The 26562-nt window shown below is 41.5% G+C and carries 32 protein-coding genes and 1 pseudogene; all 33 read right to left on the bottom strand.

Annotation, left to right across the window (positions count from 1 at the left end; all coding sequences use genetic code 11):
* Position 1: 1 nt before the first annotated feature.
* The 33 genes and pseudogenes from speE to CALPO_RS0112130 all read right to left on the bottom strand — a co-directional run bounded on the left by speE (position 2) and on the right by CALPO_RS0112130 (position 26550).
* Complete coding sequence (speE, locus tag CALPO_RS0112290; protein ID WP_026487594.1) at positions 2–829, bottom strand: polyamine aminopropyltransferase; 828 nt, start codon at positions 827–829, stop codon at positions 2–4.
* A gap of 84 nt (positions 830–913) precedes the next feature.
* Complete coding sequence (locus CALPO_RS0112285; protein ID WP_026487593.1) at positions 914–1624, bottom strand: pseudouridine synthase; 711 nt, start codon at positions 1622–1624, stop codon at positions 914–916.
* 43 nt (positions 1625–1667) lie between these two features.
* Positions 1668–2948, bottom strand: a complete 1281-nt coding sequence (locus CALPO_RS0112280; protein WP_026487592.1) for an FAD-dependent oxidoreductase — start codon at positions 2946–2948, stop codon at positions 1668–1670.
* A complete protein-coding gene (locus CALPO_RS0112275; protein ID WP_026487591.1) occupies positions 2941–3912 on the bottom strand; it encodes a sulfide/dihydroorotate dehydrogenase-like FAD/NAD-binding protein in 972 nt (323 codons plus the stop codon). The genes CALPO_RS0112280 and CALPO_RS0112275 overlap by 8 nt, the downstream gene beginning before the upstream one ends.
* A gap of 72 nt (positions 3913–3984) precedes the next feature.
* On the bottom strand, positions 3985–4380 hold the full coding sequence (locus CALPO_RS14980; protein ID WP_245589971.1) for a hypothetical protein: 396 nt from the start codon (positions 4378–4380) through the stop codon (positions 3985–3987).
* A gap of 27 nt (positions 4381–4407) precedes the next feature.
* Positions 4408–4991: pseudogene (locus tag CALPO_RS14975) on the bottom strand (D-alanyl-D-alanine carboxypeptidase family protein); the annotation flags it as partial.
* 126 nt (positions 4992–5117) lie between these two features.
* A complete protein-coding gene (ytfJ, locus tag CALPO_RS0112265) occupies positions 5118–5564 on the bottom strand; it encodes a GerW family sporulation protein (RefSeq protein ID WP_026487590.1) in 447 nt (148 codons plus the stop codon).
* Positions 5491–6174, bottom strand: a complete 684-nt coding sequence (locus CALPO_RS0112260) for a DUF2953 domain-containing protein (RefSeq protein WP_026487589.1) — start codon at positions 6172–6174, stop codon at positions 5491–5493. The genes ytfJ and CALPO_RS0112260 overlap by 74 nt, the downstream gene beginning before the upstream one ends.
* Before the next feature lie 48 nt (positions 6175–6222).
* Positions 6223–6729: an SMC-Scp complex subunit ScpB gene (scpB, locus tag CALPO_RS13945; protein WP_245589970.1), complete on the bottom strand. Its 507-nt coding sequence runs from the start codon at positions 6727–6729 to the stop codon at positions 6223–6225.
* The gene (locus tag CALPO_RS0112250; protein ID WP_051585989.1) at positions 6719–7471 is read right to left on the bottom strand and encodes a segregation and condensation protein A; all 753 of its coding nucleotides are present in this window, start codon (positions 7469–7471) and stop codon (positions 6719–6721) included. The genes scpB and CALPO_RS0112250 overlap by 11 nt, the downstream gene beginning before the upstream one ends.
* Positions 7472–7482: 11 nt before the next feature.
* On the bottom strand, positions 7483–8037 hold the full coding sequence (locus tag CALPO_RS0112245; RefSeq protein WP_051586022.1) for a site-2 protease family protein: 555 nt from the start codon (positions 8035–8037) through the stop codon (positions 7483–7485).
* Between the two features lie 106 nt (positions 8038–8143).
* Positions 8144–8500, bottom strand: a complete 357-nt coding sequence (gene spoVAE / locus CALPO_RS0112240) for a stage V sporulation protein AE (protein ID WP_026487586.1) — start codon at positions 8498–8500, stop codon at positions 8144–8146.
* 7 nt (positions 8501–8507) lie between these two features.
* On the bottom strand, positions 8508–9521 hold the full coding sequence (spoVAD, locus tag CALPO_RS0112235; protein ID WP_026487585.1) for a stage V sporulation protein AD: 1014 nt from the start codon (positions 9519–9521) through the stop codon (positions 8508–8510).
* A 19-nt stretch (positions 9522–9540) separates the two neighbouring features.
* Entirely contained in the window at positions 9541–9996 is a 456-nt protein-coding gene (gene spoVAC, locus CALPO_RS0112230; protein WP_026487584.1) for a stage V sporulation protein AC, read from the bottom strand.
* 59 nt (positions 9997–10055) lie between these two features.
* Positions 10056–10268 (bottom strand): dodecin family protein, encoded by a 213-nt coding sequence (locus CALPO_RS0112225; RefSeq protein ID WP_026487583.1) that lies wholly within the window; start codon positions 10266–10268, stop codon positions 10056–10058.
* Positions 10269–10561: 293 nt separating this feature from the next.
* On the bottom strand, positions 10562–11320 hold the full coding sequence (gene sigF / locus CALPO_RS0112215) for an RNA polymerase sporulation sigma factor SigF (RefSeq protein ID WP_026487582.1): 759 nt from the start codon (positions 11318–11320) through the stop codon (positions 10562–10564).
* Between the two features lie 4 nt (positions 11321–11324).
* A complete protein-coding gene (gene spoIIAB, locus CALPO_RS0112210) occupies positions 11325–11756 on the bottom strand; it encodes an anti-sigma F factor (RefSeq protein WP_026487581.1) in 432 nt (143 codons plus the stop codon).
* Complete coding sequence (locus CALPO_RS0112205; RefSeq protein WP_026487580.1) at positions 11753–12070, bottom strand: STAS domain-containing protein; 318 nt, start codon at positions 12068–12070, stop codon at positions 11753–11755. Before CALPO_RS0112205 ends, spoIIAB begins: the two co-directional genes overlap by 4 nt.
* Positions 12071–12162: 92 nt before the next feature.
* A complete protein-coding gene (locus tag CALPO_RS0112200; RefSeq protein WP_026487579.1) occupies positions 12163–13314 on the bottom strand; it encodes a D-alanyl-D-alanine carboxypeptidase family protein in 1152 nt (383 codons plus the stop codon).
* A gap of 80 nt (positions 13315–13394) precedes the next feature.
* A complete protein-coding gene (gene spoIIM, locus CALPO_RS0112195; RefSeq protein ID WP_026487578.1) occupies positions 13395–14012 on the bottom strand; it encodes a stage II sporulation protein M in 618 nt (205 codons plus the stop codon).
* Positions 14013–14060: 48 nt separating this feature from the next.
* On the bottom strand, positions 14061–15254 hold the full coding sequence (locus tag CALPO_RS0112190; RefSeq protein WP_051585988.1) for an endonuclease Q family protein: 1194 nt from the start codon (positions 15252–15254) through the stop codon (positions 14061–14063).
* Entirely contained in the window at positions 15229–15756 is a 528-nt protein-coding gene (locus CALPO_RS0112185) for an NUDIX hydrolase (protein ID WP_026487576.1), read from the bottom strand. Before CALPO_RS0112185 ends, CALPO_RS0112190 begins: the two co-directional genes overlap by 26 nt.
* Positions 15757–16839: a DUF3866 family protein gene (locus CALPO_RS0112180; protein WP_026487575.1), complete on the bottom strand. Its 1083-nt coding sequence runs from the start codon at positions 16837–16839 to the stop codon at positions 15757–15759. It lies immediately after the preceding gene.
* A gap of 9 nt (positions 16840–16848) precedes the next feature.
* Positions 16849–17550, bottom strand: a complete 702-nt coding sequence (locus tag CALPO_RS0112175) for a L,D-transpeptidase family protein (protein ID WP_026487574.1) — start codon at positions 17548–17550, stop codon at positions 16849–16851.
* 59 nt (positions 17551–17609) lie between these two features.
* The gene (locus tag CALPO_RS0112170) at positions 17610–18410 is read right to left on the bottom strand and encodes a hypothetical protein (RefSeq protein ID WP_051585987.1); all 801 of its coding nucleotides are present in this window, start codon (positions 18408–18410) and stop codon (positions 17610–17612) included.
* Positions 18407–19081, bottom strand: coding sequence for a glycosyltransferase family 2 protein (locus tag CALPO_RS0112165; protein WP_026487572.1), 675 nt, complete (start codon positions 19079–19081; stop codon positions 18407–18409). Before CALPO_RS0112165 ends, CALPO_RS0112170 begins: the two co-directional genes overlap by 4 nt.
* Positions 19082–19089: 8 nt before the next feature.
* The gene (locus tag CALPO_RS0112160) at positions 19090–19983 is read right to left on the bottom strand and encodes a copper transporter (protein ID WP_026487571.1); all 894 of its coding nucleotides are present in this window, start codon (positions 19981–19983) and stop codon (positions 19090–19092) included.
* A 10-nt stretch (positions 19984–19993) separates the two neighbouring features.
* Positions 19994–21115: a putative cytokinetic ring protein SteA gene (gene steA / locus CALPO_RS0112155; RefSeq protein WP_026487570.1), complete on the bottom strand. Its 1122-nt coding sequence runs from the start codon at positions 21113–21115 to the stop codon at positions 19994–19996.
* A gap of 98 nt (positions 21116–21213) precedes the next feature.
* Complete coding sequence (locus CALPO_RS0112150) at positions 21214–22146, bottom strand: SpoIID/LytB domain-containing protein (RefSeq protein ID WP_245589955.1); 933 nt, start codon at positions 22144–22146, stop codon at positions 21214–21216.
* 23 nt (positions 22147–22169) lie between these two features.
* Positions 22170–22964, bottom strand: coding sequence for a sporulation transcription factor Spo0A (spo0A, locus tag CALPO_RS0112145; protein ID WP_026487568.1), 795 nt, complete (start codon positions 22962–22964; stop codon positions 22170–22172).
* A gap of 74 nt (positions 22965–23038) precedes the next feature.
* Positions 23039–24310: a SpoIVB peptidase gene (gene spoIVB, locus CALPO_RS0112140; RefSeq protein ID WP_051585985.1), complete on the bottom strand. Its 1272-nt coding sequence runs from the start codon at positions 24308–24310 to the stop codon at positions 23039–23041.
* A 76-nt stretch (positions 24311–24386) separates the two neighbouring features.
* Positions 24387–26084, bottom strand: coding sequence for a DNA repair protein RecN (recN, locus tag CALPO_RS0112135; RefSeq protein ID WP_026487566.1), 1698 nt, complete (start codon positions 26082–26084; stop codon positions 24387–24389).
* A 16-nt stretch (positions 26085–26100) separates the two neighbouring features.
* On the bottom strand, positions 26101–26550 hold the full coding sequence (locus CALPO_RS0112130; protein WP_026487565.1) for an arginine repressor: 450 nt from the start codon (positions 26548–26550) through the stop codon (positions 26101–26103).
* Positions 26551–26562: the final 12 nt, after the last annotated feature.

The raw sequence follows: 26562 nt of genomic DNA, 5'->3' as shown, positions 1-26562 counted from the left end.
ATTACCTCTCATCAACCAATTGTTTTACAAAATTGGGTAACACAAAGGCGCTCCTGTGTATTTCTGGGGAATAATACTTGGTCTCCATCTCATCAAAATGCTCCACCTGTAGCGGATCGTACTTTTTTGAACCCAAAGTAAAAGTCCACAATCCACCAGGATATGTAGGTACGGTAGCCAGGTAAAGCCTTACGATGGGAAACAGATTTTTTAAGTCATTATGTATATTTTTGATCAATGCCGTATTGTAAAAAGGGGATTCGGTTTGCGCCACAAAAATTCCGTCATCTTTTAACGCATCATATACCATTTTATAAAACTGACCTGAAAACAGACCCACAGCCGGACCAATAGGATCGGTAGAGTCCACGATGATTACGTCAAATTCGTTTTTGTGCTCCTGAATGTACTTAATGCCGTCGCATATCTGCACATCTGCTCTTTCGTCGTCCAACGCGCAGCTTATAGCCGGCAAAAACCTTTTGCTAACCTCCACAACCATTCTGTCAATTTCTGCTAGGGTGGCTTTTTTTACCGACTTGTGCTTTAGCACCTCTCTTATGGCACCCCCATCGCCACCTCCAATTACCAAAACTCTTTCAGGGTTGGCGTGGGTATTCAGCGCTACATGGGTTATCATTTCATGGTACACGAATTCGTCTTTCTCTGTGGTCTGTATTATATCATCCAGCGCCAGCAAAGTCCCGTATTGAGCTGTTTTATAAACAGCTACTTCTTGATAATCAGATCTTGCCGAATAAAGCGTCTCTAGAACCCTCACTGAAATCTTTTGATCTTTCGTTTGACTTTCTGAAAACCACAGTTCCATATAACCTCTCTCCTTGTACCTATCCTTTGTTTATTATCTCAATTTCATTACTTAATCTATTATAGCAAAAAAAAAGGCTCTTTACTATAATTTGCACAGATATTCAATCTCTTCGCTGGACAAAAACCTCCACTGGCCTTGTTTCAAATCTCCTAATGAAATTTCTCCTATGGCCGTCCGCTCAAGGGAAACAACAGGATGTCCAATAGATTCACACATCTTCCTTACTTGCCTATTCTTACCTTCATGTATTTTTATCTCCACCTGACAGCTATTTTTGAAAACATCCAGGACTTTTATCTCCGCAGGAGATGTAACGTAGTTTTCGATTCTAAGTCCAGACCTAAATTTTTCCAAGTCCCCTTCATCAGGTACGCCCTTCAAGACCGCTAGATATGTTTTGGGGACTTCGTGTTTGGGGTGGGTAAGCTTATACGCAAGCTCTCCATCATTGGTCAAAATCAACAGACCTGACGTGTCGTAATCCAGCCTCCCTACAGGATAAATTCTCTCCTGTGTGTAATCTACCAGGTCTATCACAGTAGGTCTTCCAAACTGGTCCTTTACCGACGTTATATATCCAACAGGTTTGTTTAACATAATATAAACTTTCTTACCAGAAGGCTTTATTACCCTGCCGTCGACCTGGACTACGTCCACGTCAGGATCTACCTTCACCCCCATATCTGTTACCACGCGGCCATTTACGCTTACATGTCCTGACTTTATAAGCTCTTCGCATTTCCTTCTGGATGCAACTCCTGATCTTGCCATGTACTTTTGTAATCTTTCTATCATGATCAACCTCTTCTGCAATATAATCCTTTTTCGGAATTAATTATACCAATTTTTCCTTATATATATCAAGCAATCCTACTCTTTTTATACGCCTTCTGATCTCCTCTACGTCGATAGTGTATAATCCCCTTTCCTTCATTCTCTCAAAGAACACCGATCCAGCAAAGGTGTAACGCATTTTTAAACCTTCACGGGTCTTTATGCTCTCATTGGCAAAGGCTATTAGATCGCCTATAGCCGTATTTCGCGGTAATTCCAACAGAGGCATCCCCATTGCTAGCCTGACGCTGTTATGACCGGCCAAGCTACCTGTGGCCATAGCCTCAGTATGGCCAACAAAAAGCCCGGATTTTTCCCCTGCGCACAGCAGATTGTCCACTCCTATAACCTTCATACAATTGTTCCTGGGCGCCATGGATAGGTACCTTATTGAATTGCCTTTGCCTCCTGAATAAGGATCCTCATAACGTGCCCTTTCTAATCCTGGAATTTTTCTGAGTTTTTCTAATGGGTAAAAAGGTGTCATGAGTTTTGCATGACCTGTATCAAGCAATACCACGTTTTGCGCGTATTCCGGCAGAGCGTATTGCTGGCAAACTTTAAGATCCAATTTGCCCATGTTGACGTCTTCTCTGGGCACGGGGAGTACCACAACCCCATCTTTATCCAATTTTTCTCTGATCTCCTCGCTCAGCGAATCTTTATTTAACTTGCACGAACCGCTAAAGGCCCCGTATACCTCATCACCCCTCATCCCCAATATATCCTCTACTCCTGCTCTGTAACTTATACTTACCCGCGGTCCAAAAGAAGGACACCTCAGTATGCACATAGAGCATCCGTTACCGTATTTTAAACAATTGCCCATAGGACCCGTAGACCCCGTGGTCTCAATAAAGACATCACCTTCTACGGTGGATTCATCTTCTAACACGATGGCCTTTATGCTTCTACCTTCCATATCCACATCTACAGCTCTGGTCATAAGGCGGATATCTACGCCCTTTTCTATTAACATTTTTCTGACCATAGGCTCTACTTTCGTGATATCGTACAGGCTGGCATGCTGGTGGCCGGGAAAATTCACGTTTACGTGCCTCGCCGCCGAATCCGTTATATCAATCAACTCCTCAGCGCCCAGAGCTTTTATCTCTTCGGCCCCTGTGTACCTTCCGTTGTTCCTCATTATACCTCCTACCAAACCTAGTCCGGTAAGCATATCGGTTTTCTCTAACAAAACGACGTCGGCTCCCGCTTTTCTAGCTGTCAGAGCAGCGGCGCAACCTGCCCAACCTCCTCCAATTACCACAACTTTAACCATTTAAAACACCCCTCTCCACCAGCTTTCTTGGATCTACCTGCACCTTACACGTCTTAACAACGGTCCCTTCTAATACCACTCCACAGCTGCCGCATATACCTTCGCCGCAGCACAAGGTCTGATTATTTGACACCGCTAACATCACCTTGGGATTGTAGACATCGATATAGTTCAATACATTAAGATGTTGTTCGTCAGACCCACCGCTGTATACAAGGCGCAAGTCTTGATCTGAAATTAAATTTCGCAAGAGCTGTTGTCCTGGAAAGGATAAAAGGTCCACGTTGTATATTCTGCTGCAGTAAGGATTTATTATATCAGATACAATATCTTTCTCGATTTTACCCGGATCTACAATGACCGTAATATCGTTGTGCTGTTGAGCCAACTTTTTTATCAAGAGAACGCCTGGCGCCTGGGCAATACCCCTTAAAATTACAAGGGCTTTTTGATCTTTCAAGGACTTTATATACTTTAACCCAAAAAGACCATTCCTGTACGGCCCCCTAATAACCACTTTCTTTAAATCTCTGTTTAAAACCTTTGTCTTGGGGCCGAGGATCTGAACAGCGATTTTAACTGAGTTTTTCCCTGGATCGGAATCCATTACAGAAATAGGAGTGTCGAAATACGCAAGCATGCCTTCAGGCCTCACAAAAATGTAGGAACCCGGTTGAGAGAGTTCCCTCGACAATGTGCTATTTACGCTTAATTCCATAATAAAAGCGATGTCACAAACCGGGACAACAGAAATTACATCAGACACGTATGTAATTCTCCTGTCCCTGATTTTATATCTATTCCAAGCGTATTCTTGGTATATACACACTCCTCTCCAGTTACAATCGCAAAAGTCTTTTCCTTGTAAGTGAGAACACGTAAGGCATTCGCCTATTTCTGCTAAATAGCAAGGACAATGTTCAGTGCCTGCATCCACACATTCAAGGCGTTTCAACGCATTCACCTCCATGAGCACCTCTAATTACTATGTTATGAATGCGTTGACTTTTTGTTACAAAAAAAGCCCTGATAAGGACTAGATTATGCTCTTTAAAATACCTATAAGATTCGATTTATCCTCATCTATGGACTCAGAAGCCAAAAGATCTACCAATGCTATCCTCTTTTCCCCTACATATATAGCTGCATATCCTAATTTCGTCCCCTTATATATAGGCGCGTAAAAATAAGCAGGTACCATAAACTTAATTTTGAGAGTAGAGAACTCATTGTCTCCAACAGGCAAATAAACATCCGATGAAGCTGTTAATGATATGCGCTGTTGTCTGCCATTGTATACAGGTAAGACCTTTAACACATCGCCTTTAGATACAATCTTTCTGTATTTAAAATTTTCAAATCCGTAGTTTAAAAGGTTTTCTGTATCTTTCCAATCGTTGGGGTCGTTGAGAGTGACTACGATCAATTGCATGCCGTCCCTAGTAGCAGATGTAACAAGGCACCTGCCTGCTTTCCTGGTATAGCCTGTCTTTACCCCATCAGCGCCTGGATATATCCATAACATCTTATTATGGTTGGAAAAATATCTTTTTTCAACGCCACTAGATGATATCGTCTTAGTTTTAGTTGATACGATCTTAGAAAAAATCGGGTTTCTTAATGCATACGCCGTTATCAACGCTAGATCTTTAGCAGTGGTAAAATGATCTTCGATGCCCGAATCCAGGCCGTGGGGATTGTTGAAATGGGTATCATATGCCCCTATGCTCAAGGCCTTGGCATTCATCATGTGCACAAAATTATCCAAACTTCCTCCTATATGCTCTGCCACAGCAATGGCCGCATCATTTCCCGATTCCAGCATCACCCCATATATCAGGTCTTCCAGTTTTATTTTTCCCCTGGCTTTAAATAAATTTTAGAGCCTTCCACGTATACAGCCTTATGAGATACACTGACGGTATCGTCCAACCTACCTTTTTCAACAGCCAGTATAGCAGTCATTATCTTGGTGGTGCTAGCCATAGGGAGTCTTAAATCCTCGTTTTTTGCATATAGTATCCTCCTTGTACTGGCCTCCATTACCACCGCCGCTTTTGCGCTTATCTCAGGGGGAGTCTGAACTGCTTGTACTGGGCCACAATTAAAAAACACCTGAAATAAGGCAATTAGAGCAAAAATAAATCCTAGCCTTTTCATCAAATCACCCTATTGAGAAACACCAGGGGAAGCCGCAGTATTGTTTTTAGATTTCAAAAAGCTCTGTACATCATCCATTAATTCAGGTATCAAGTCGATAACTTTATCTAACGTTACATTGGTATCAACGGGCAATAATTTTATCTGACCTTGACCTACCACCAGGAATGCCACAGGTCTAATGGTGACCCCTGCACCACTACCCCCAGCAAAAGGCTTGGAAGCACTGCCTTTATCAGATCCCTCTTGCTCTGGGCTATCTTTAGGTTCTTTCTTTTTCTTGATCTCATACTCACCGCCCCCTGCAGCGTAGCCAAAGCTTAATTTTGACACAGGTATTATTACTGATCCATCAGGGGTTTCCACGGGATCTCCCACTATTTTATTGACATCTACTATATCCTTTAAGCTTTCCATGGTCGTCTTCATCAAACCATCCATTGGATGTTCGCTCATAGCTCATACCTCCTAATAATATCAAAAAGCTTCCGATAATAATTTGAGCTAATCTCGTCGCAATTATACTCGTGATGGACAATTCAAAGTTTAAACGCCCAAAGTCCGGTTTAATAGAAATCAAAGGCATATCTGTAAACTTGATGTACGAGGAAGCACAAGCCAGAAAAGAATTTATAAGGGCATACAGGGCTCCTGTGACAATAGCAGTCATAGCGGCATCGCGAAGCCCTACAGAGGCTGATAGCTCAAATTTTTTCACCGTTACATTCTCTAATATGTAATCTATACCTCTGCGGTATTTAAATCTAAAAGCAACTATGTCTTTTATTATCTTCCTTATTTTATCATAGCTAAATTGCTTTTTATCGCTTTTGTTGAGTAAAATAGGGAACACGTATCTTAAAATGATATTATACCTTAAGCCCTTATGATCTTTTTGGGCCAATAGATCCACATAGTCTATTTCAACCCTTAGCACCTTTATGTAATACACGTCTATGGAGATCTTTACTAAATCATCGTCTCCTAATCTCATCAGCGTCAGGTTAAACCTTAAAGGTGCAAAAATGATGGCAATGAGTACCAATAAAACCACGAGAACATACAAAATAAAGTCCTCCTTTCATAAAGAAAGTATGGACTTTATTTTGTATAATTATTCTAATGCTTTTAAATCCTCAATGCTTTTTAAATTAAAACACCTTAAAAATTCGTCAGTGGTACCATACACTATAGGATGGCCTATGGAATCAAGCCTATCCACTTCCGCAATAAGCCCCCTTTCCAACAGCGTAGCAATAGCTTTGTCGCTGCGCACTCCCCTTATCTCCTCTATCTGTTGCCTTGTCACAGGTTGGTTATAAGCTACGATCGCCAGCACCTCCAGTGCAGCCTGGGACAAATCCAATTCCCGCTCTATGCTAAAGAAGTCCGCTACACAATCGTGAACCCGCGGACTTGTGCCCATTTGATAGCCATCGTCTACCTTTGATATAATGATGCCCCGTTTGTTTACCTCAGCTTCTTCATTTATACTTTCTACGATGGACTCCAGGTGCTTCTCGTCTATTGAAAAATAATTGGTCAGTTCCTCCTTCCTTACTTTAGAGCCTGACAAAAACAAAATCGCCTCTATCGCTCCTTTTATTTCCTCATCTGTCACCTTCAACCACACCCTTCAAAACGATATCGCCGAAGTTTTTCTTTTGGAAAGCATATATCTGTCTCAGTCTGAGCATCTCCAACACAGCCAAAAAGTAAGCGATAATCTCACTTCTCTCACGGGATATATCCATTAGATAATAAAACGTTATGGTCTTTCTTATGCATATAATCCGCTTTAAAAACTCTATCTTTTCCTCAATATTTATAGGTTTCATAGCTTTTATGTGATTATGCGCTATCCTCCGCTGAATCGCGCTGTTTTGTTTTTCTCTAACGAGCTTTGCATAAGCGCCTGTAAGCTTTTTTAAAGGGATTTCCTTTAGTTTAAATCTAATCATTTGAAAATCATTCATCAAAACAGGACTATTTCTATAAAAAGACCTCTGGGCTTCATAATTGCCGGCCAGCTTTTGAGCACGGGCTTTATACTTTTTATACTCCACTAACCTTTGCCGTAAGATTTCCTGAGGATCTGTTTCATCAATGCTCAACTGTTTATCTTGGATTTGCCTCTTGGGAAGGAGGCTCTCTGACTTTAACTTCAAAAGCGTAGATGCCATAACTAAAAAGTCGCTAGCCACATCCATATTTATGGAATCCATATTCTTTATGTACTCAAGGTACTGATCTGCTATGCTGTTAATTGAAATATGGGCGATATCAACCTTTGATTTCTCTATCAAATATACCAGCAGATCCAGTGGCCCTTCAAAGTCATCTAATTTGACTATATAATTCACTTCCAACACCTTCATATCGCCGTTATAATAGACCTTAACCAGAGATCAAGAAGATTAACCAATGGATTCATTATCCTTGAGATCATCCCTGTAAACAGCAAGATCAATAAAATTATTTGACCCACGTTCTCATATTGTGTAAAGGCATAAGAATACCTATAAGGCAGCAAAGAGTACAACACTTTTGAGCCGTCAAGAGGAGGAACCGGGATGATATTAAAAACAGCCAGCACCACATTGTAAATGTATAGCTGGTATAAAATAGGGCCTAAAATAGCTACATTATACCCTCCTATGTTTATCAACAAAAGGCTTACAAAAGCCATAATGACATTGGAAAGAGGCCCTGCTGCCGCTGTGAGGAGTTCACCCTTTTTCGCGTCTTTATAGTATATGGGATTTATCATCACAGGTTTAGCCCATCCAAAACCGACAATCCACAGGGCAAGAAAACCCACTGGATCGATATGGGCCAGGGGATTTAATGTGAGGCGCCCCTGGACTTTTGGAGTGGGGTCGCCCAACTTGTACGAAACCAACCCATGAGCGTATTCATGAAACGACATCGCCAGCAAAAGCGCAGGTATTCGGTATAAATATACTAAAATATCCACAAAATTCCCTCACCTTGTCTTTAAGTACTATTTATTATACAATCTACACTCCTATAAATCAAGGCTTTGTCTTTGGTTTAAACAAAATACCAAAAAGATACCCGAAAACCACAGCAGCACCCAAGCCACCAGCACCGGCTTGAAATCCGCCTGTAAATATCCCTATTATACCCTGCTCTTTGACGGCCTTTAATGTGCCCTGTACGAGAGAATGCCCAAAGCCAGTCAAGGGAATCGTAGCGCCTGCCCCTGCGAAATCTACTAGTTTTTGGTAAATACCCAATCCGCTCAGGATTGCCCCTGTCACTACGTACATGACCAGTACCCTCGCAGACGTCAATTTAGTTTTATCTATAAGTATTTGAGCTATGGCGCATATAATGCCGCCTACAATAAAAGCTTTAAGATAACTCACTTTTACCTCACCCCATCTCAATTGTCACGGCATGAGCGATTCCCGGTATAGATTCCCCCTGCTGACTGCTGGTAGGAGAAAGCAGTGCTCCAGTAGCCATAAATAGAACCCTCTTGAACGTACCCTTTTTCATTTCAGTAAAAATGTAACCATTGAGAACCGCTGCCGAGCACCCGCAGCCACTGCCGCCTGCATGGGTATCTTGCTTTTCACAGTCGTATATCTCAATTCCGCAATCCGTATAGATTTCGCTTATATCTATACCGTCCTTTTTTAAAAGCTCCAGCGTCAATTCCTTACCTACCTTGGCTAGATCCCCCGTTATAATCAAATCATAATCCTTCGGTCCAAATCCGGTGTCACTAAAATGTGCTTTAATAGTATCCACAGCGGCCGGAGCCATCGCAGCTCCCATATTATTGGCATCCTTTATACCTAAATCCATTACCCTTCCAGTAGTGACATACGTTATATAAGGCCCATCGCCTGTAGAACAAAGCACAGTGGCTCCTGCTCCTGTAACTGTCCATTGGGCTGTCAGCGGTCTTTGGGTGCCTAATTCCAGTGGAAATCTGTACTGCCTTTCTGCCGAGGAAAAGTGACTGGATGTAGCTGCGATCACGTAATCCGCAAATCCTCCATCTATGAGCAACGCTCCAAGGCTCAGCGATTCGCTCATAGTAGAACACGCCCCATACAAACCTATATAGGGAATTTGGTACTGTCTTGCGGTAAAACTAGAGGATATGATCTGATTTAAAAGATCCCCGGCAAGGAGATAATCCACATCTCCCACTGTGATTTTTGCTTTTTGCATTGCCAACATTATAGCCTGCTGTAATATCTTGCATTCAGCTTTTTCCCAACTGTTCTCACCTACGTAATCGTCCTGCAGTATTTGATCAAAATATTCCTTAAGTGGTCCTTCTCCTTCTTTTGGGCCGACTACCGATGCGTACGCTAGCACAGAAGGCGGATTTTGTAACTTAACCGTCTGCCTTCCTATCTTCTTTACAGCCATTTGCATCACCTCTTATTGCTTACCTAGCAAAAAGATAATATATCAATCCCACCGCTGCCGATGTTATGACGCCAAATACGATAACAGGCCCTGCAATCAAAAACATCTTGGCTCCCACTCCCATCACTAGACCCTCTCTTCTAAACTCCATAGCAGGAGAGACTACTGAATTAGCAAAGCCTGTTATAGGAACAACAGATCCGGCTCCTGCTACTTTCCCCAGCAGGTCATACCATCCAAGGCCTGTAAAAAAAGCGCCTAAAAACACCATAATTATCGCTACAGGTGTACCCGCTTCTTTAGGGCTTATCCCTTTAGACACAAAATAGTTTAAAAAGACCTGCCCAAGAACACATATCAAACCGCCCACGATAAACGCCCACACTATATTTTTCAATAAAGTGGGCTTAGGTTCTTTTTGGTTAACAAGCTTCTGGTATTCTTTCTGATCTACAACCTGTTGCGTCCTGTCCATCGCAAAAATGCACCTCCAGAAAAACTGAACAACAATGAGCACCTGTGAGGTGCTCTCAGTTACAGGTTATTGCCATCAACCCTGTACGCTATTTCTATATTGGCCTTATACTCCACTATTTTGCCGTCTTTGACATTTGCCGTCTGGTTTTTTATTTCAATGCCTGAGATGTTCTTTACGGTTTTTGACGCTTCCTGAACCGCCTTGTGTATAGCATCATCCCAACTGATGGTTGAATCGCCCACGATGTTAAGCACGTTAACCACAGCCATTTCAATACCTCCCTTATAATGCATTACATCTATATGTTTTGCCCTAGCGGCAAAAACTATTCGCAGGTGATATTTGAAAAATAAAAGAGGACTATCGACACTTAACACCTTCGATAATCCTCTGCCATTACCAGCCTAGCTTTTTCAGGAATTTTATCCGCAGATTTATTGGTGTAATACAGCCAGGTAGTAGTGCCTATTAATGCTATCAATAAAATTATAACAAGAGATTTCCAATTAAAATTTTTCATACCGATCACCTCTGGGTTTATTATGGGGCGTTCAACCGTTTTTTATACAAAATAGTCAGAATTAGCGCTAAGTTCTTTCCTCAATTTAGATAAAATCTTTTTTTCTAATCGTGAAACCTGTACCTGAGAAATCCCCAATGCAGCCGCAATTTCCACCTGCGTTTTTTCCTGAAAATACCTCATTATAATCAAATTTTTCTCGTATTCATCTAGAGAGTTCAGCACGTCTTTCAAGGCTATTCTCTCCACGATACTTTCATCAACCCGGTCATTGCTGACCAGCGTGTCCATTAACACCTTGGACTCATCCTCGTTCACGTAATCGTATAAGTAATCCACTGATGAGCTAGAATCTATAGCCATGATAACATCGTCCACAGGAAGTCTTAATTCATCCGCTATCTCGTTTACAGTAGGCTCTCTGTTAAGTTTTTTTGTTAAACTATCCCTTACGTACTTTACTTTTGTAGACGTCTCCTTTAAAGAACGGCTGACCTTTATCATTCCGTCATCCCTTAAAAAGCGCTTTATTTCTCCCATAATTATAGGAACAGCATATGTAGAAAATTTTACGTTATAACTGCAGTCAAACTTTTTTATAGCTTTTATAAGCCCTACACAACCGATTTGAACTAAATCCTCTGCTTCGTAACCTCTGTTCAAAAACCTCTTTACAATGCTCCACACCAGCGCCATATTATTGTTGACAATTACTTCTTGAGCCTTCTCATCGCCGTTCTGGGCTTTTTTTAAATATTCCCTTAAGACATCATCGGGCATCACCGAGGAACTGTCGGACATCCTATCAACTCCTCTTGATCCTCTTAGTCATAACCACTTTGGTCCCCTTGCCTAGCTCAGAATACACATCAAGGCTATCCATAAATGTCTCCATAATGGTAAATCCCATACCCGAACGTTCCAGTTCTGGCTTTGTAGTAAAAAGCGGCTTCCTCGCTTCTTCCACGTTTTCTATTCCCTTTCCCTCATCTATAACCTCTATCTCTACCGTGTCATCGTCCAACAGCCTCGCGTTCATTTTAATATAACCGCTCTTCCCCTCATAGCCGTGTATTATAGAATTAGTAACAGCTTCTGAAACCGCTGTTTTGATGTCAGCAAGTTCTTCAATAGTAGGATCCAGCTGAGACACAAACGCAGCAATAACTATTCGAGCAAAAGCCTCATTTTGAGATTTGCTCATAAATTCTATCTTCATCTCGTTTTTTACGCTCATTTGAGTTCCCCCTTGTCTTTTATAACTTTTAAAAGGCCAGAGATGCTAAAAACCTTTCTCACCTGCGGACTTAGATTAGCTACAGACAAACCCACTCCCTGCGACTTCAACAATTTATACCTTCCTATCAAAGCTCCGATCCCAGAGCTATCCATAAAGCTCAGATTTTTTAAATCCAATATCACCTCATTATATTTTTTGCCTTTTACATTTTCATCAAATTTCTCTTTGAAGACCTCTGATGTGTGGTGGTCCAGTTCGCCATTTAGTGACACAAGTAGCACATTATCTCGTTCATCAAAATTCAGTACCATTACACGCTTCCCTCCTCATGAATAATATTCTACGCCGATATGTATTTTCCTGCTATTAATGTAAAAAATCTCTCATTACAATGAGAGATTTTTTACAACCACTTATTTAGTATGCGGATATAATAGTCCACAACGCCCGCTTTCTTCACTGATTGGCCGGCTATTATAGGCAATCTTGAAACCTCCACGCCGCTCTTGTACACGATTATTTCACCCAATTTCTGCCCTTTTTTTACCGGCGCTACAACCTTTTGAGGTAGCACTATTTTCTTTTTTATGCTTTCATCTTCACCTTTTCTGATAAGTACGCTCAAATCATCGGACGCCACCGCTTGGATTTCACTGGCAAGCCCTTTTTCCACCTTTAACCGCCGTATAACCTGTCCTTTACCTGCTACCTGATAAGACTTATAGCTGGCGAATCCATAGTCCAACAACCTTGAAGCCTCGTCAAATCTCCGCTTGGAATCAGGGGCTCCAAATACAACGGATATCAACCTCATCCCGTCGCGCAAAGCAGTAGCCGCTAGGCAAAACCCCGCTTCGTTGGTAGAACCCGTTTTTATCCCATCAGCTCCCCTGTAAAACCGAACCAGTTTGTTCGTATTGGCAAGGCCAAACTCACCTTTTCTTAAAGTATCCAAGTATATCTTTGTCCACTTTAAAACCCCAGGGTGCTTTGTAATCAGCTCTCTGGATATAACAGCCACATCGTACGCACTCGTATAATGATCTTTGGCCGGAAGCCCTGTGCTGTTTACAAAATGGGTATCCTTAAGCCCCAGCTCCTTTGCCTTTTTATTCATCATTTTTACAAACATCTCTTCGGTACCCGCGATGTACTCTGCCAACGCCACTGTGGCATCATTGCCCGATGCTATAGCTATAGCCTTCATCAAGTCGTCTACAGACATCTCCTCACCAGGGGCAAGGTAAACTTGAGATCCACCCATGCTACTGGCCCGTTCGCTGGCAGTCACCATATCGGTGACCTTTATTCTACCGGAATCAATCGCTTCCATGAAAAGCAACATGCTCATTATCTTAGTAATGCTGGCCGGAGGCAATCTCTTATGAGCGTTGTATTCGTACAGAACCTTGCCGCTAGCTGCATCCATTAAAACAGCGGCTTTAGAGGTTAACTTAAAGTCAGGCACGTCTTGTTGAGCAAAAGCAGGTTGCAAAAGGTTGAAAAACAGCATTCCCACAAGGGCAATTGTGAATACAATCTTCCTGAACTTCATTGAACTTCCTCCTAACTTTTATCTTTCAATAATTATATTGCCCTTGCGATTCAAATTTATTTATAATATCCCTAAATATTTCAAAGAGCAAACTTTACGAGCAGTGGAACCAAATAAGCCTCTACAAAAGAACCTATAACTATAAACCCTATGATGAGCATAGAGGTTATAGTATAGCGAGCAAAACCTTCTCTATACCTGCTAAAATGCGCCCTTTTATTTTTTACAATGCGAGAAGAAAACAGAATTCCATTTACGCTCAACATGATAAAGCCGGGAACGATAAAAACGTTCTGTGGAAATACAGCAACGCTGGAAATGGCAATGCCTTTTAAATACAAACCCTCTATTAAAAAACCCACCGTGTAACCTATTAAAAAACCTTTAAAAAGAAGCAATATTATTATAATAGGAACACCTAATATCGTCGCACCTGATACCCAGAATACGAGAGACATAATGAGGTTATTTTGCAAAGAGATCTTCAATATCTGATGGCTGTCCATGTTTTGAGCTTTAAAAGCCTGCATAAAACTATTGAAATACTGGATCAGGTCTTTCTTTTGGCCCTCATCCAGAGCTTTTATGGAAAAACTGCCTGTCGCAATGCCAATAGCCAAGCAAATTACACATATAACATATAAAACACTATGCCTTCTCACACTGTTTCTAATTTCGTTCCCTAGTTTTTTAGGCAATCCTCTCATCCTCCCGGAATATAGGGCTCTATATTAATATATGCCGGCTTATACGCTTATATGACCATAAATACCTCCACCCCCAGCTTTTACAGTTGACAGTCCGTTTCTAACCTTTATTATATTTTCTGCTGCTTTACTCCCAGCGACTCCCTTTAACTCTTCAAAAGTCGCCATGTATAAAATATACAATTCGCTGCGAAAATGCCTCAGCAACTTTTCCTGCGTTACCTTGCCAATGCCGGGAATAAATTCTAAGGGAACATTATAAATATAAGGAGGACGAGAAAGCGGGTGAACTACATCCTGATCCCTAATAGCCATCAATCGGTCAAAAACGCCTATCACCACGTGGCTGCTGCCGCACTTGTCACACTGATATTTAGGCGGCATGCCCTCCACAACGCTATGGCAATCCATACAATAAGTCCTGTGGTATTTTCCTAATTTAGGATTAAGGCCAAAATTGCCTAATACACATCTTCCATTGCGGTTTTGCAATGCCATGACCAGTTCGCTAAAATCCGGCTTATTCATTTTTAACACATTAAACTCCCTGCCAATTTTGTTCAAGGAATGGGCGTCTGAATTGCTCAAAAAGGCCTTAGTGTTCAGCTCTTTTATCATATCGGCCATATCGGCATCCGCGCTTAGCCCCAGCTCCACAGCGTAAATCTCGTCAAAGTACTTTGCTAATATCTTCTTTAAAGAATGGGTACAGCTGCCGTAAAAGCTTTTAAAAGGCGTAAAGACATGGGCAGGGACAAAAATGCCTCCCCCATCTAAGGTCGCCTTTACAAGATCTGCTAAAGGCATATGGCATCTGGGGGTACTTATGTTCAAGTTTTTGATATACTTGCCTATACGCGATGCAAAGGACATTATACGGTCCAGATCGGGAAAAAAGCATAAGCAGTGAGCCACTCCCTCGCCTGCTGCCACTTCTAACTCACATCCCGGAATTATCGTTATGCCATCCCACTGCAAGCCTCCGCCGGGAAGCTCAAGGATATACTCTTTCTGTATCAACTCGCTTATTTCACTCAAGACCGGAGGCGCAAGGCAATCCACTATGCCTACTATATCTACGCCTTTCCTCTCTTGACACTCTTTTATTATATTTTTAAACGTAAGACTGGGAGAACCGGTTACCTTTACGGCCTTTCCGTTGCTACTCCCTATGTGCACATGGAGATCGGCAGAGTAACCGCTGATATTATATTCCGGCCACTCTAATGGCATAGTCCACACCTATTATCGTTTTTGCGTCTTTAAACTGTCCTCTTTTAAGCATCTCAAGCGCCTCCTGCAATTTCACCCGTTCCACCTTTATTAATTCGTCGTCGTCGGGATTCATCTCACCTTTTTTTAAATCCGTGGCATAATACAAAAACATCCTTTCATTGGAAAACCCTGGCGTCGAATAAAAATCACACACGTACTGCCACCTATCAGCGCTATAACCGGTCTCCTCTTTTAATTCTCTTTTAGCGCATTCTAGAGGATCTTCATCTTCCAACTTGCCTGCAGGTATTTCCAGCAATTCACCTTCAACGGCTTTTCTGTACTGTCTCACCATAATAAGATCCTCTCCGTCTACTGCCACAATGGCTACAGCTCCTTTGTGCTCGATAATCTCCCGCGAGGAAGTCCTGCCGTTCTCCAGCTGGACCTCGTCTACCCTAAGGTTCAATATTGTCCCCTTGTATATATACTTTGAGTTAATAGTAACTTCTTCAAACACCTATTTACCCTCCTTTATGTTTTTTACAGCTTCCAGCGCCACAGCCGCACAAGCATTAAAAAAGTCAGGCTCTTCCTCGTACCCCCTTCCCATGGTGGCAAACGTATAGCGATAGCGGTTGTTGGCCTCTTTTAGAAAAGACCCATCCTGAATAATTATATCGTGCTTGCTATCTATGTGGTTTTCTTTAATCTGCCAAAGTACGTAATCCATCTTGCTCTTTTCCATCTCCGGTATAACCACTTTGCAGCGGGTCTTCGCCACATCCCGCAAAACGGTTATGGTGTGATGGCTTATCCCTCTATGCCGTGAACGCGGATCTTTAAACTGAATGCGTGGTATCAAATAAGGTATCCCACCCAAGGTGTTCACTGCATCTATTATATGCCCTTGCTCTATACCCGAAAAGCCAAATTTTGTGCCGGTTCCGGCTATACCAGGCCCCATAGCCACCAAAGCAATGTCGGATCGAGAGACAGCATACGCTGTTATAAGCCCTGTGTATATATTTATCGCTTCGTAATCCCCCCCGAAAGCATTTCCCACTGTTATAGTGGCGGTTAGCATGCCGTCACTCTTTAATCTTCTCACCGCATTACTGAAGTTCAAAGGTAGAGCAGCTCCATCGGTCATTATATATGCGATTCTAACCTGCTCATTTATGTACTTTAAAGCGACACACGATGGAGCGACCATGCTATGGAGTTCTCCTATTATCACAGGCATCCCCTTAAGATTAACAACCCTATTAAACACGTCGTGATACTCACTTTGCTGTTCTTCCACGGCCATCACCTTCACCTGCACAGGCGTATACCGGACCTTCATGATATGACCTTTGCCCTCCGCATCTCTCTCGGGACTGCTACAATTACCCATGACAAAATGGTACCCACCTGATCCCAGCCCTAACTCTACAGCCGTGGTATTTAAGATCACCGTATCTCCAGGCATAACATCCCCTGTTAGCTTGCTGTAATTAACCGCTTTGCACTCACTTCCACCTACATCCACCGTCAATATAGATAGAGTTTCATCCACCCTATTTATTTTCAAAATCCTTCCTAACTTTATGCTAATCATCCACCCACCTCATTCGTACGGGATTATATTTAAAGCCTTATATGTATCCTCATCAATAAAGTGGTTATAGGGTATTTTCTTATCCTTTTTAAATCTCAATAAAGCCTCTTTCAAATCATCTTCGTATATTCCATCAATGGGCCCTTTATAATACCCTAATCGCTTAAGCCTTATCTGCACTTGCATTATTGCCGAATTCCTATCGCCGGGTCCAAATTCCTTATAACCGTGCCCTAGGGGACCATAGGGACCACCGACTATAACCACTACCGTGCCCAAATCCACGCGAGAGTAAAGATCTTCTACATCGGCATTCCTCATCCTGAAACAGCCATGGGATGCAGCCCAACCTATTGAACCAGGCTTATTTGTCCCGTGTATCCCGTATTGCCCGAAAGGCACATTTAATCCCATCCAGCGTGTTCCAAACCCTCCTCCCCAGCTATCTTTGTGCACTATTTTAAACGAGCCCACAGGAGAAGGGGTTTCTGGCTTTCCTACGGCAATGGGATAACTCTTTACAATTCTGTTAGATCGGGCGTCTATCAGATAAAGGGTGAATTCATCTATATCTATGAGTATCATATAGCTATTGTCTTTAGAAGACTCTACCTTTGCACGGTTATTAAAAATAGAGATAAAGCCTGTAGCATAAAAAGCGATGGCAATTAAAAGCACCAGTGGAATCGCCCATTTACTAAACGCCTTCATCTTTAAGCCCCCTTAAAGATTCCTATATTATTTTACAGCTAAGGGGGATCTAAATAGACCTATCGCCGGCCCAGTTCATCAAAAAATTTTAACACACGACTTTTTTCGATTAACCTGGTTATAGAATACTTTTCTGCTATCACGTGAATTAAAATCAGTAACAGCGTAATCCCCAATCTTATATTGAAATTTAAAGAAACCGCCGTAAACGCACCCAATGCCGCCCCCAGCAAATTGGATCCTGTATCTCCCAGCATCCCACGGGCTTTTATATCTAACGGAAAATAAACCAAGATAAAACCTACAATAGGAAGCAGCAACCCTGCGTACCTATACGCAAACACGCTCTCTATTATAAATACCAGCGCAAAAAACTTGATGGCTCTTCCCGGCCTCAAATCCAATAAGTTCAGGGTATTGGTAAACAACGATATAAGCACTGTGTTCAGCAGAATGTCTGTATATGTACTGGAGAAAATCGCAGATACAAAAAACGCTGTAAAAAACCCTACTATAGCTTTTAACCCACCTGTTGTCAGACGGCCGCCCAAAAGCTCCCTGATGTGCCCTTTAAAACCTTTTACATCTTTTTGTCCCACCAAGTCATCCAGCAGACCTACCAATGCCATAAAAACAGCGCTTAACGTTATAGCTATAATCCTAACATCTTTTAAAAAAAGGTACAAAATGGCTTGTAACAATACGATCACAGGAATTGCCGCAATCCCCATAGCTGTAGGTATATTTACGCCTTTGTAATTAGGGCAGGTACACTTCAGCTCCACCAGCATTTTCTCTACCAAAGGCACAAAAAAATAGGACATCAGCATACTTGCCGCCAACACAACAAAAAAAATCATTTGCGCCACGACCCTTTCGCCTTTTTAAGCAGCGTTATGAGTATATCTTTAAACTGCCTTCCTCTGTGCAAAAAGCCTTTTAAATCCCTTGAAGTTTCATTGTGGAACATATTAACTTCCACCTCTTTTATCCGATATCCTCTGCGAAGAACATCTATGGTCATGCCGACCTCTATACCAAATCCAGGGGAAAACGGCAATATATCCTTTATCACATCCCTTTTAAAAGCCCTCTGACCTGATAACACGCTGTGTACGTATTGACCTGTTAGAATCCTTACCCCATACCTGGATAATGCCTTTACCAGCCCAAATCCTCCTCTTTTAGTGCTAGCAGGGAATCGGGCAATGACCACATCTGCTTCTCCCTTTGCGATGGGCTCAATAAGTTTTATAACCTCCGCGGCACTCGCCCTTAGATCTGCGTCAAGCAATACTATGACATCGCCTCTGGCGTGCTTTATCCCTTCCTCTAAAGCTTTACCTTTGCCCCTATTATACACCATATCTACTACCTTTACGCCTTCGTTTTTGGCGACATCAGAAGTACCATCCGAAGATCCGTCGTTTATCACTATTAACTCGCAATCAATCGCGCTTTTTACGCCCTTAATAGTATCCGCTATGCGCTTTTCTTCATTGTAAGCAGGTATTAAAACACTTACATCCACTTTCTCACCTACTTTGCCGTTGTCGGTATATCAGGCAACAACCCTGAAGTCGCTGATTTTTTTATGCCGTAATTACCCGGTTCTCCTTTTATAGCAAAAACCAAAGCCGTCTTGCCGTAGACCAAATCCACGCTGTCCACTGTAGAAAGCCTTACTTTTTTGTAATAGTCTATATAGGAAAATGCCACATCTGACCTCTCTACACCGACGATGGGTACATTTTGTTGTCTCAACAACTTGATCAGAGGGATATCTATTATATCTGGATAATTAGTTTTCTGCAAACTGCCGCCGCAAATTATCACGTAATCAGGAGGAACATCAAAGTTCCCCGAAAAATCTATTACGCCTTCATTTTTTAAAAAACTCATCGCGTTTATATCAGGCTTTTTGGTAAGGGCCTGGCTGATTTTCTCTAATACGTATTGCACCACTTTATCTTGGGATATATTCTCCCCTTTAACGGCCGCGTAATTGACGATTTGTTGTTTTTTTACGTCATCGTTTAAAAGCACATAAGGATATACGTCTACTTCACTGATCACGTTTCCGCCGGCGCTTTTTATGACATTTTTTACGCCGCTGTATATATAGTCGCTATTGGTTTCAATTATAGCCACATTCAAATCTTTTAACTTCCCATCGATCAGGCTTGGGTACACGGTGTTTATATACAAATCGTCGTTTTTTAAACGGGCATTGAGGTCTTTTATCTGGTTTTTGAGATTATTGTTTTCAACAGAAAATTGGTTAAATCTCTTCTCTAGCTCGTTGATCAGGGAATCCTGCTGATGTACAAATATATCCTGTCCGTCTAGCATAAATCCGATATAAATCCCGATGCCAAGAGCTATAAAAATTGCCGCAATGGTTATGACGTAATACTTCAAGTTTATAAACATTTAAACCCTCCTAAAGGCCAAAAATCAATTTAACTCTCAAAGCTATAATTCTCAGCAGCTGCTTCATAGGCGCAGATACCATACTCACTATAACTATGGGGAATAAAGCCGAAAGTAAAAGCCCTATTATATAACTCAATTTTAAATTGCCCCTGTATAATTTGTTAACACCTTTGGCGTCCACCAGTTTCGAGCCTATTTTCAATCTTACCAAAAAAGTACTGGCCATACCCTTTCTGCCTTTTTCTAAAAAATCAATCATGCTGGAATGGCTTCCCACCGCCACTATTAAATCTGCGCCCTTTTCAAAAGCCAGTAACATGGCGATATCTTCGCTGGTACCTGGAGCCGCAAATACATGAGCTTCTAAACCCAGGCTCTTTACCCTCTTAAGCCCCGGTGCCCTGCCATCAGGATAAGCGTGGACCACTATTTCCCTAGCCGACAATAGCCCTCTGTCGCTTATACTGTCCATATCTCCCACCACGATGTCAGGCTTAAAACCAAACTCCAGCAATGCATCAGCTCCGCCATCTACTCCAATTAAAACGGGTTTTACTTCCTGAATATACGCTCTTATTGTCATCAAATCCTCTTTGTATTCCTTTCCCCTTACTACTACCAACACGTGCCTGTTTCGTATGCGCGTCTTGATGGCAGGCATGGGTAAATTCTCGGTTATAAAATACTTTTCCTTTTTGGCGTATTCCAGCGTGTTCTCTATGAATTTGTCCAGTTCTTCTTCCAGATTCCTTTGGGCCTCCTGTTGCATATAGCTTATCACATCGCCTGTAAGAACCATCCCTTTGGCAATCACGTTGCCGTTACGGTGCACTTCATTGTCAATAATTTCAATCTCATCTCCGTTTTTTACCGCATTAAATATACCAGGGCCCACGTCGTCCAACATGTAAATCCCTGCTTTAAACAGTATCTGAGGTCCTTGATTGGGGTATTTGCCTGATATAAACCTGCTGGCGTTTACAACGGCCTTCACTTTTGCATTCACTAAAGACTCTGCAGCCACTTCATCCAAATCGCAATGGTCTATTATAGCTATTTCCCCTGGTCTTATCCTTTTGACTAGATTTTTCGTCTTTTTGTCTAATTGGGCTTTTGCTTTTATATACATATTAATTTTATTTCCTCCATAGTTAATAATCAATTAAATTATACCACAAATAAAAAGTCGATAAAATAACAATTAAAAAATAGAACCATATAATGGTTCTATTTCCACAACTTTTTTATCTCAATACCTTTAAAGTAATATTTTATTATATCTTCGGCAGATACTCCTCTTTTCGCCATAGTATTGGCACCCCACTGCGACATCCCTACTCCATGTCCCCATCCCTTGCCGGATACGACGAAACCATCGCTTGTAGGTTTTATATCGGTTATAAGAGTTGACCTAAACTTATCCGGGTTAAGCGCCATTCGCAGCTGGGGACCACTTACTGTCACATTGCCTATCTTAAAAAGCTCCGCTCTTCCTGAAGGTCCTTTTTTAGCTATTTCAAAGGAACTGATCTCGCTCACTTTATAACCCAAGGTTTGCAATGCGTTTATCAACTCCTGCCTGCTAAAGCTATTTTTCCAGCTTACCACGCTTTTGTCCGCTGCTGGGTAGTCTTTTACCACCGTCAGGTAAGGTGTTGGCTCCTTTGTAAAATTCAACCCTTCTTTCGCCGTTGCAGTCCTACCACCTGAATAAGAATGAAAATACGCGTTGATATAATTTCCCTTATAGGTTATGACCTCCCCCCTTGTTGCTCTTACAGCCTTTCTGATATTATCGTTGATATTGGCAGGATTGTATGCCTGAAATTCCTTGGGATCTGTACTGGCATCAGTATTGTGGGAAGTTTTACCCTGTGACATCTTCTTTAACGTAAACGTCCGCGCTATAATAGCTTGGGCCTCTAAAACCTGCTGCGGCCAGTAATTTTTAACCTCTCCTCCTACAACCCCCAGGATGTAATCCTCAATCTTCATGTTTTCTACCCTGTTTTCATTGGCTATATAAACAGATATGGTGGGCTCCGGCTTGTACCTCTGTGGTACAATAGGCTTTTTCTTAGCCGTAGTACAGGATACCAGACCGCTCAGGAGAAACACCAACAAGGCTAAAGAAAACAATCTCTTACGAATTTTTAACACCTCCTGAGCTTATTTTAACACCATCACCCCGCTTTATTCATGCTGAGCTGAAGTCTCATCCTATCAGCAAGCAACGCTATAAATTGAGAGTTAGTCGGTTTGCCTTTGTACTCGTCTATCGTGCGGCCAAAAATCTCATTTAAAGTCTCCAATTTTCCATGGTTCCAGGCTACTTCTATTGCGTGCCTTATCGCCCTTTCAACCCTGCTGGGCGTTGTATTGTATTTGAGCGCGATCCGCGGGTATAGTTTTTTAGTTATAGCACCTATCATATCCATGTCATTTACCACCATACATATAGCATCTCTTATATACAAATAGCCTTTTATATGAGCAGGTATCCCTATCTCATTGATGATCTCCGTAATCTGGGCTTCCAACCGTATTTGATCGATATCAGATTTAAATCCATCCGATTGGCTTTTTACCGGGCCGTCAAGAGGCAACATAAAAATCTCTTTTATCCTCTTGTAAAGCGTATTAAGGTCAAAAGGCTTGAGGATATAATAGTCTACATTTAAGTTTATAGCCATTTGCGTTATCCTTTCTTGACCTACTGCCGAGAGCACTATGATCTTTGGCGATTTGGCCAATTTAAGGGTCTTTAACGATTCTAGTACCCCCAGTCCATCTAAATATGGCATTATTATATCCAGCAAAACAATATCGGGGTTATGTTCTTTGATCAATTTGATGGCTTGATTTCCATCATTGGCTATGCCCACCACGTCTACGTCTTCTACGTTGTTAAAGTAATCAGCTAAAATAGAACAAAATTCCTTATTATCGTCTACTATCAATAACCTGATCAATTTAATCCTCCCTCAAACCAATTTTTACTTTTTCAATTATTCTACATAAAAGTCAAAAATCCTCCTTATTTTACCATAAATTATTTTCTATCAGCCTCCCTAATCATCCACTCAATATAAATACCGTAACCCCTCGTAGGGTCATTTATAAAAACATGGGTAACTGCGCCTACAAGCCGGTTATCCTGGATTATAGGGCTTCCGCTCATCCCTTGAACAATACCTCCTGTGCGCTTTAACAAATACGGATCGGTTATTTTTATGATCATACTCTTGGGATTAGGCTGATCCTGTTTTACTACTTTTTGAATCTGTATATCGTACTCCCCCACCTTATCCCCTTCAATAGTAGTCAATATCTTGGCCGGACCTGGTTTTACCTGTGATTGATACCCTATAGGATACAATCTTTTAATCGATGGACTGGCGTACAATGTTCCATAAATGCCGTATTTAGTATTTTTTTCTATTTTGCCTATGGTATCTTCGCCTTCGACAAATATGCCTTTAATCTCCCCTGGCCTACTTTTGTATCCTTGTTTGACGGATGTAATATGAGCGCGCATAATATCTCCATCGCTTATAGAAAGCATCTGTCCTGTATCTACATCCGTTATAGGATGTCCCAAAGCCCCAAATCTATTGTTTTCCGGATCTATAAAAGTAAGAGTTCCTATTCCAGAAGTGTGATCCCTTACCCACAGCCCTAATTTGTACTCGCCATCATCCCTTGACTTTACAGGGTTTACCTTTAATTGTATCACACGCTGGTCCCTCTGAACTTGCAGCGATAATGTTTTACCTTCTTTTTTGCTTAAGAGGTCTACAATGCTATCGCTGTCTTTTATATCCTGGTTGTCTATCTTCAAAAGGGTATCACCCACTCTCACCCCTGCTTCTTTACCAGGGCAGCGCGCTTTCCCCGTAGGATCAGTGATGTCTGAAAAACCCACCACAATAACCCCTTTTGTATTAATCCTCACGCCTATAGACTCTCCCCCAGCGATCACGTACTTTCTGGGCACCACATCTAGCGTCACGTTTTTAACAGGGATTAAGCCCAGCAGCTTAAAGTTCATTATAGCCTTTCCGACATCTTCTGCCTTTACGCTAAAGCGAGATAAAAAAGGCACATACTTATATCTCTCTGACAAATCATTTATTTTTATAATGCCATCTTTATTGGCTCTTATATTTACAGAAATGGGAAAACCTATGTTTAACTTAAATTCCTCTCCCTTGAATACTATCTGATGAACAGGTAATTGCACAAAGTTTTTTATTAGCGGCGAATTGTTTATTGCCAATATAAAAATAATTATAACGGTACAGGCAATTTTTCTAAAACGCATAAATACCACTCTCCTCATAGGCTTACAAATATAAAATGTCCCTCCGGAGTGGTATTTATACTTATAAAAAAAGAGCTCATTGAGCTATTTTTTCCTTCAATTTAATCGCGTTAGCTATCATCTCTTTTGAATGGGAAAGCGCAAGAGGCGTGATATTATCGCCGCTTATTATCCTAGAAATCTCTCTGATTCGCCCTTTATCATCTAATTTTTCCACCTTTATGTGCGTTCTCCCTTTTTCTACGGCCTTTTGAATGTAATAGTGAGTATCAGCCATACTGGCTATTTGCGGCATATGGGTAATACAAATAACCTGTCTCTTTAAAGACAGCTCTAAAATCTTTTCCGCCACAACCTGAACGGTCTGCCCACTTATCCCGGTATCTATCTCGTCAAAAATAAGGGTGTCTATACCATCTGCCTCAGCAAATACCTTCTTAAACGCCAGCATTATTCTGGACATCTCTCCGCCCGACACAACTTTAGCCAGCGGTTTTAAAGGTTCGCCGGGATTGGTGCTTATCATAAATTCAACGCCATCTACACCATTCTCCGACAATTCCCTCGGGTTTATGCGCACTTTAAATATCACACCTTTTATGCCCAACTGGTCCAACTCGGCAGACACTGCCTTTTCCATCTGGCTCGCCACTTTTTCCCTCATCCTGGACAGATCTGAACATCGCCGTAACAGCTCTTCATATATCTCTGATCTCTGCCGCTGCATTTGTTCCAATATTTGAATATTGTTTTCAATTCTGTTTATTTTTGACTGCAATTCTGATCGGTATTCAATCAGCTGCTCTACGCTCCTGCCATATTTGCGCTTTAAATCAGAGAGGATGTGAAGCCTTTCCTCTACTTCATTTAATTTTTCAGGATCAAAGTTCAGGTTTTCCATGTATTTCCGCACGCATTCACACACGTCTTGTATTTGATAATACGAATCGTTTAAGTATTTTATTATACCCTGTATATCCCCATCGTACTGAGATATATCCTCTAATTTTTCTATAGCTTCTCCCAAACCTTCTAAAATGCTCAGGCCGTTTTTATTGTCGTATAATAAGGAGTAAACGTTAAAAAGAGCTTCGTATATCTTTTCAGCGTTATTCATGATTTTTCTCGCCTTTAAAAGCTCTTCCTCTTCTCCTTCTTTTAAATTGGCAGCGGCGATTTCATTTAACTGATACCTTATAAACTCCTCTTCCAACGGATTATTGCCCTCGTCTTTTAACTTCTCTATTTCCCGATCTATCTGCACGTATGTTCGGTAGACCTTACTTACTTCTTCCTTTAACGCCTTCAGCGGTTCTCCTCCAAATGAATCCAGAAGCCCTTGATAAGTCGATTCGTCAAATAACACCTGGTACTCATTTTGACCGTGGATATCCACAAGTCTGTGGGCAATGCGCTTCAAAATAGAAACATTAACAGTTTTGTGGTTTATCCTACACACACTTCGTCCATTGGACGCAAGTTCTCTGCACAATATTATTAGATCATCTTCCCCCTCAAGCAATCCCATGCTCCTTAATTCATCGCCGATCTCGCTATCTTTTCTTATCTCAAACACAGCTTCAACCTCTGCCTTTTCGCAACCTGCCCTTATCATTTCCTTATCCGCTCTGCCCCCTAGCACTAGGCTCAAGGCTTCGATAATTATGGATTTACCAGCACCTGATTCACCTGTTATTATATTTAAACCTCTGTCAAAGTACACTTCTATATTGTCGATCAACGCAAAATTTTTAATTGAAAGGGAAACGAGCATGGACATCACCTTTACATTACTTTATAAGGCTTTTAAACCTGGCCAGGATTTCGCTTACGTTTTGAGAATCTCTTACCAACACAAATATCGTGTCATCTCCAGCTAATGTGCCCACGATATCTTTAAAATTCAAAGCATCTATCGCCGCAGCAGCTGCCATAGCAGTACCAGATAAAGTCTTTAGAACGACGATGTTTCCCGCATAGTCAACAGATACCAGCGACTGGGAAAGCAGGGTAAACAACTTATTACTTACATCCTCTTCTGTTTTATTAAGCGAAGCATACCGGTATTTGCCATTGTTATCCATAACCTTTACCAATCTGAGATCTTTAATGTCCCTAGATATAGTAGCCTGGGTCACATTAAAACCGCTTTTTCTCAACTCTTCAACAAGCTCATCTTGGGTCTCAATAGGCTTTTTCTCAATCAACTCAAGTATTTTAGCATGCCTAGTTAACTTCATCTACACATTTCC

Origin of the sequence: Caldanaerobius polysaccharolyticus DSM 13641, assembly GCF_000427425.1 — a bacterium.
Classification (GTDB): Bacteria; Bacillota; Thermoanaerobacteria; order Thermoanaerobacterales; family Caldanaerobiaceae; genus Caldanaerobius; species Caldanaerobius polysaccharolyticus.
Note: the sequence above shows the minus strand (reverse complement) of the source record. Positions and strands in the feature narration are given on the sequence as shown.